This window comes from Corallococcus sp. AB049A, from assembly GCF_003668885.1.
GTDB lineage: Bacteria > Myxococcota > Myxococcia > Myxococcales > Myxococcaceae > Corallococcus > Corallococcus interemptor.
In genome coordinates this window covers 1-4,223 of sequence record NZ_RAWL01000591.1, presented here as the reverse complement: position 1 = coordinate 4,223, position 4,223 = coordinate 1, and the positions used below count along the sequence as shown (strand labels likewise).

General features: G+C 69.9%; 4 protein-coding genes. 2 read left to right on the top strand and 2 right to left on the bottom strand.

What is annotated here, in order from left to right:
• Positions 1-2,370, bottom strand: a 2,370-nt coding sequence (locus D7X55_RS36705; RefSeq protein WP_121725461.1) for a DNA polymerase III subunit alpha, incomplete at its 3' end; no start/stop codon positions are given.
• Positions 2,371-2,586: 216 nt separating this feature from the next.
• On the opposite strand from D7X55_RS36705, the gene D7X55_RS36700 reads away from it, so the two are divergent.
• Together D7X55_RS36700 and D7X55_RS36695 are read left to right on the top strand one after the other, a co-directional pair.
• Complete coding sequence (locus D7X55_RS36700) at positions 2,587-2,877, top strand: hypothetical protein (protein WP_120548903.1); 291 nt, start codon at positions 2,587-2,589, stop codon at positions 2,875-2,877.
• Positions 2,878-3,034: 157 nt separating this feature from the next.
• Positions 3,035-3,310: a hypothetical protein gene (locus D7X55_RS36695; protein WP_120548902.1), complete on the top strand. Its 276-nt coding sequence runs from the start codon at positions 3,035-3,037 to the stop codon at positions 3,308-3,310.
• Here the strand turns inward: D7X55_RS36695 and D7X55_RS36690 are convergent.
• Positions 3,307-4,152 (bottom strand): alpha/beta fold hydrolase, encoded by an 846-nt coding sequence (locus D7X55_RS36690; protein WP_121725460.1) that lies wholly within the window; start codon positions 4,150-4,152, stop codon positions 3,307-3,309. The two genes, D7X55_RS36695 and D7X55_RS36690, sit on opposite strands and share 4 nt — an antisense overlap.
• Positions 4,153-4,223 lie beyond the last annotated feature (71 nt).

Below are 4,223 nucleotides of genomic sequence, written 5' to 3'. Positions count from 1 at the left end.
CCTCAACCCCAGCCGCACCGCCCCGTCCTCCAACGTGCAGTCCCAGTTCGAGCGGCGCACGTCCACCGGCCGCACCTCCACGCCGTGCCGCTGCACGTCCGCCACCAGCGTGTGCGGCGCGTAGAACCCCATGGGCTGTGAGTTGAGCAGCGCCGCGGTGAAGGCCGCCGGGTAGTGGCACTTCAGCCAGCTGGACGCATAGGCAATCAACGCGAAGCTCGCGGAGTGGCTCTCCGGGAACCCGTAGTGCGCGAAGCCCCGGAAGTGGTCGAACCACTCCTCCGCCTGCTTGCGCGTGTAGCCCTTCGCCTCGCAGCCCTCCACGAAGCGGCCCCGGTACGGGAGGATGCGCGCCTCCGCCTGCTTGTGGCTCAGCGCCCGCCGCAGGCCGTCCGCCTCGCCCGCGCTGAAGCCCGCCGCCACCATCGCGAGCCGCATCGCCTGCTCCTGGAACAGCGGCACGCCCAGCGTCTTCTGGAGGATGCCGCGAACCTCGTCGCTGGGGTACGTCGCCGGCTCCTGCCCGTGCCGACGGCGAAGGTACGGGTGCACCATGTTGCCCACGATGGGCCCCGGGCGGATGAGGGCGATCTGCACCACCAGGTCGTAGAAGGTCCGGGGCTGGAGCCGGGGCAGCATGTTCATCTGCGCGCGGCTCTCAATCTGGAACACGCCCACCGTGTCCGCATTGCACAGCATGTCGTAGACCTTCGGGTCCTCCGGCGGCACCGTGGCCAGGGACAGCTCGCGGCCGTAATGCTTGTGAATCAAGGCGAAGCAGCGCGACAGCGCCGTCAACATACCCAGGGCCAGCAGGTCCACCTTCAGGAGGCCCACCGCGTTGATGTCGTCCTTCTCCCACTGGATGACCGTGCGCCCCGGCATCGCCGCGTTCTCCACCGGCACCAGGTCCACCAGCGGCTCGCGCGTCATCACGAAGCCGCCCACGTGGATGGACAGGTGCCGGGGCACGCCCTCCAGCTCCTTCGCCACCGACAGCGTCCGCAGCACCCGCCCGTCCGTCGGAGACAGCCCCGCCTCCTGGAGCACGTCCGGCGTCACCTGGAAGCCGTGCGACGAGGCAACGCGCGACAGCCGGTCCACCTGATCCAACGACAGCCCCAGCGACTTGCCCGCCTCGCGCAGCGCCAGCCGTCCCCGGTAACAGATGACCTCGCACACCATGCCCGCGTGGTGGCGGCCGTGCTTTTCATAGACGTACTGGAGCACCTCCTCGCGCCGCTCGTGCTCGAAGTCCACGTCGATGTCCGGCGGCTCCTTGCGCTCCATGCTGAGGAAGCGCTCGAACAAGAGCCCCATGCGCACCGGATCAATGGCGGTGATGCCCAGCGCGTAGCAGACCGCCGAGTTCGCCGCGCTGCCCCGCCCCTGGCACAGGATGCCCCGCCCCCGGGCGAACATCACGATGTCCCACAGCGACAGGAAGTACCCCGCGAAGTCCAGCGCCGCGATGAGCCGCAGCTCATGGTCGATCTGCTTCGTCACCTCCGGAGGCACGCCTCCCGGATAGCGCGTGCGCAGGCCGGCTTCCGTGAGGAGCCGCAGGTGTTCGTCCGCGGTGCGGCCCTGAGGCAGGTCCTCCTCCGGGAAGCGGTAGTGCAGCGCGTCCAGGGACGCCTCGCAGCGCGACGCCAGCTCCACCGTGCGCGCCAGCGCCTCGGGCCGGTCCGCGAACAGCCGCGCCATGTCCCCGGGGGACTTCAGCGTCCGCTCCGCGTTCGGGAACAGCCGCGTGCCCGCCTGATCCACCGTCACCCCGTGGCGGATGGCAGTGAGCACGTCTTGCAAAGGCTGCCGGTCGCGGTGGTGCGTGTGCACGTCGTTGTGCGCCACCAGCGGCACGCCCAGCGCGCGGGCCAGGGCTTCCGCTCGCGCCTCCCGGGCCGCGTCCCCCGCGGACAGCGAGCGGCTCAAGCCCACGTGGAAGCATCCGGGAAACGCCTCCGCCAGCGGCGCCACGGCCTCCAGCGGCGCGGGCCCTGGCAGCAGCGCCAGCAGCCCCTGCGCGTGCTCCGCCACCTTGCGCCAGGGCACGCCCGCCTCACCCTTGGGGTGCGTCATCCGGCCATGGGACACCAGCCGGCACAGGTTCGAGTACCCGGCCGCGTCCCGCGCGTACACGACCACCGGCGGGCCGTCCTCCAACGTCAGCTCCGCGCCCAGGAGCAGCTTCACGCCGTGCTCCTTCGCCGCGAGGTGCGCCTTCACCACGCCGTAGAGCCCGTCCCGGTCCGTCAGCGCCAGCGCGGACAGCCCCAGCCGCGCCGCGGTGGCCACCAGCTCCTCCGGATGGGAGGCGCCGTGCAGGAAGGAGAAGTGGGACCGGCACACCAGCTCGGCGTAGCTCACGCCTGATCAGGATACTGAGCGGGCGTTCAGGCGCTAGATTGGATCGACGTTCAGCGAGAGGGCGACTTCATGGGTTGTTCCAGGCACCCGAAGTGAAGGCAGACACCCACATCTGTCTTTGAGTGCTTTTGCCTCCAGACACGACCAGGACTGCAATTGGATTTCGTAGGAATGGATGCTGGACGCCGTTCAACCCACGCAGACAGGAGCCCCACCATGAAGCTCTCCAAGACCCTTCTCGCTGGTGCCGCTGGCCTCTTCCTCCTTCCGCTGACCGCGAGCGCCGCGCCTCGGCCCTGCCCCGAGCAGTGCAAGCCCACCAGTTCCTGCACCCTCCTCTGTGACAACGGTGGCGAAACCATCCAGTGCGCCGAATACGGCATCTGCAGCGGCCTGTTGCCGGTCGCCCCGTCCGAGCCGCAGGCCTCCGCGCAGCAGCCCGCGCCCGCCCAGGCCGACGACGCGGAAGCCGTCTGCCGCGCGCCCGCCGAACAGGCCCAGGGCTGACATTCCTCGCGGTTCCTGTTCCTGGAGCGGTGTCTCCACCGGCTCCAGGAACAGGGGTTTGCTTTGTCATTGGGTTCCGGGCAAGCATGCGCCGGGCTGTCTCTGTCTCACCGACAGCCTTCAGCCGCAGTGGTGCCACTTCCGCCCGAGGTGCCTCATGACGCTGCTCCGCCGAACCCTGCTCCTGGTCCCTGTTCTCTTCGCACCGCTGACCGCCAGCGCCCGGCCGCCGGATTGCACCAACGACTACTGTGAAAGGGAGTCGTGCGCCGAGCTCTGTCTGGAGGCCGGCCACATCATCACGTGTGGCGATTACGGCGTCTGCATCGGCTCGCCGGTGGCGCAGCCCTCCGAGCCTCAGGCCTCCGTGCAGCCCGCGGACACCGGCGACGCGTCGGAGGCGGTCTGCCGCGAGCCCGAGGCCCGGGGCTAGCCCATCGCCGCCAGTGCCTCTTCCTGGAGCGAGGTGCGCTCCACCTCCTCCAGGAAGTCTCCCAGCGCGACGTTGACCGCCTGGGGCTGCTCCAGGATGCACATGTGCCCGCCGCAGCGCAGCCGCTTGAGCCGCGCGCCCCGGATGCGCTGATGCAGCCGCTCCGCCACCGCCGGCACCGTCACCGCGTCCTCGTCCCCCACCAGCACCAGCGTGGGCGTCTCGATGCGGTGCAGTTCCCCTTCCACGCTGCGGCGGTGGATGACGCCCTCCATCGCTCGCCACACCGCGCGGGGGTTCTCCACCAGCTGCCGGCGCAACAGGGCCCGCTCCGCCGCCCGCTCCGGGTCTCGCAGGAACGTGCGCCCGAAGTAGAGCGACATGATCCGGTCCACCACCGGCCTCAAGCCCAGCCAGTGCGTGAGCACCGTCAGCACCCGGTAGCGCGCCAGCGTCAGCGGCAGCTCCGCCGCGGCGGATGAGTCCAACAGCGCCAGTGAGCGCAGCAGCTCCGGGTGCCTGGCGGCCACCCTCAGGCCCACGAAGCCCCCCATGGACTGGCCCACGAAGTGGCAGGGGGCCAGGCCCAGCGCCTGGATGACCGCCACCGCGTCCTCGTACACCGTGCGCAGGTCGATGACCGAGTCGCCAGGCGGGGGCTCGCTCAGCCCCTGGCCCCGGTGGTCGTACACGATGCAGCGATACTGGCCCCTCAGGGCCTCCACCTGCCGGTGGAACAGCCGGGAGTCCCAGAGCAGCCCGTGGCTGAAGAGCACCGGCTCCCCACTTCCACCGGTGTCCTCGTAGTAGAGTCTGGCACCCCGGATGGACAGGTATGGCATCCGCTTTTCCCCCGGCTTTGGCCCCCTTAGGACCTGTCTCTTATACCCATCTGACGCTGCCGACGACTTAA